3 protein-coding genes are annotated in these 1602 nt (G+C 67.6%); all 3 read right to left on the bottom strand.

Annotated elements, in window-relative coordinates:
- Positions 1-347: 347 nt before the first annotated feature.
- The gene (locus H7290_RS11600) at positions 348-710 is read right to left on the bottom strand and encodes a type II toxin-antitoxin system death-on-curing family toxin (protein WP_290514175.1); all 363 of its coding nucleotides are present in this window, start codon (positions 708-710) and stop codon (positions 348-350) included.
- Positions 707-910, bottom strand: a complete 204-nt coding sequence (locus tag H7290_RS11605) for a CopG family transcriptional regulator (protein ID WP_290514176.1) — start codon at positions 908-910, stop codon at positions 707-709. Before H7290_RS11605 ends, H7290_RS11600 begins: the two co-directional genes overlap by 4 nt.
- Before the next feature lie 85 nt (positions 911-995).
- On the bottom strand, positions 996-1331 hold the full coding sequence (locus H7290_RS11610; protein ID WP_290514177.1) for a VOC family protein: 336 nt from the start codon (positions 1329-1331) through the stop codon (positions 996-998).
- Positions 1332-1602 lie beyond the last annotated feature (271 nt).

Below are 1602 nucleotides of genomic sequence, written 5' to 3' on the forward strand. Positions count from 1 at the left end.
CCAGCGGGCGCTGCGCGCCAGGTCGCTGACCGGCAGCTTGATCTGGCGCACGCCAGCGATCGGGAGCTTCATGACCTGAAGTGTGACGACAAGCCGCCAGCCGATCAAGACCGCAGGAAGGAGCCGTTCGGTTGCCGGCAACGCGTGTCTGAAGCTGCGTCTTTGCACCGCCTATCGGGCGACTTCGTCGGCGCCCCACTGCGCGCGCCCACCTGCTCGCGTGCCACGCCGACCCCAGAACCGCCGGGCACGACGATCGCGCGCGGCGACCTCGACCGGCAGGGCGTCCGCTACCTCATCGCCTCCGTCGCCGGCGTGTGGACGGGGAGTTGCTGCCGCGCGCAGCATCAGTGCCACGACCCCAGCGCTGCAACCATGCCCTCGACCGTGGCTTCGCTCCTGGCGACCGCCATCACAAGCTCGTACGCGGCGTCGTCCGGGGCGTCCAGCGTGACGTCGTTGAGCCCGTAGAACACAACGGTCGCCAGCCATCCGAGGCGCTTGTTGCCATCGACCAGGGCGTGGTTGCGCACGATCGAGTCGAGGAGGACGGCTGCCTTGGTGTCCAGGTCGGGGTAGGCCTGCTGTCCGTAGAGCACGGCCCGAGGGCGATAGGCGGCCGCGTCGAGAAGCCCGATGTCCCTCACCGGCCCGACGCCGAGCTCGCCGGTGAGGGTGAGCAGGTCCTCGAGGCAGAGGTAGACCGTCACCTGCCGAGGCGCTCGAGCACGTCGGCGTACCGCGCTCGCGCCTTCGTCGACAGTTCACGGACGACGTCCTCGTGGACGCGGCGAGCGGCGGCATCGCGGATAGCGCGCACCGTGGCCTCCTGTTTGCTGATGCCCTGGGCGTCGGCGAGTAGGGCCAGCGCCTGCTCGTCCTCATCGGTCAGTCGCAGAGTCATAGCCATGACGCGATGCTACCAAACTGGTATCGCCAGCCCTGTCGCACGTGCGTCACATCACCGCGTAGCGGCGTGGCCCAGTAGACGTCCATCACTCCACGCAGAACTCGTTGCCCTCCGGATCGATCATGACGGTCAGCTCACCATCGTCGCGAACGGTGCAAGCGCCCAGTGAGAGCAGCCGATTCACTTCTTCCGTGTGTGACAACATCGGCCTCAGGTCGAAGTGCTGACGATTCTTTACGGTCCTGCCCTCGGGAACCCGGACGAACCAGATACTCGGCCCTCCCCAGCCCGCAGGCTCGACCCAGGCGCGGTCCGCGGTGCTCTCCTCATCAACGTTCGACCCCAACGCCGCCGCCCAAAAGGCCGCGACGAACAGGGGGTCGTGACAGTCGACGGTGACGGACTTGATGAAGGACACCATGCGGCTGAGGGTAGGCCGACTCGCCGGAGATTGTCTGGTTCTCAGCACCTGGGAGGAGGCCAGGCTGTCACGATCATCGATAGCCGTGGTTCCCGCACCTCTCGCGCCTGTCGGCGCGGCCGGGAGCAGCGGCACTCCACCGCGTACGGTCCCGGCGAAGTGGCTGTTCACTTCGCGTATCTCCGGCCGACGGTTAGCGCTCCGGGAGTACCACGACCGCACCGCAGCCTTCGCACCGCACCGCGGGCCCGGTGTGGTTGAGGAAGCCGTC

The sequence above is a fragment of the Aeromicrobium sp. genome (assembly GCF_014378035.1).
Taxonomy (GTDB): Bacteria; Actinomycetota; Actinomycetes; order Propionibacteriales; family Nocardioidaceae; genus Aeromicrobium.

Coding starts and splice junctions, on each gene's coding strand:
- H7290_RS11605 (WP_290514176.1), bottom strand. CDS start 910: ATGGCTATGACTCTGCGACTGACCGATGAGGACGAGCAGGCGCTGGCC.
- H7290_RS11610 (WP_290514177.1), bottom strand. CDS start 1,331: ATGGTGTCCTTCATCAAGTCCGTCACCGTCGACTGTCACGACCCCCTG.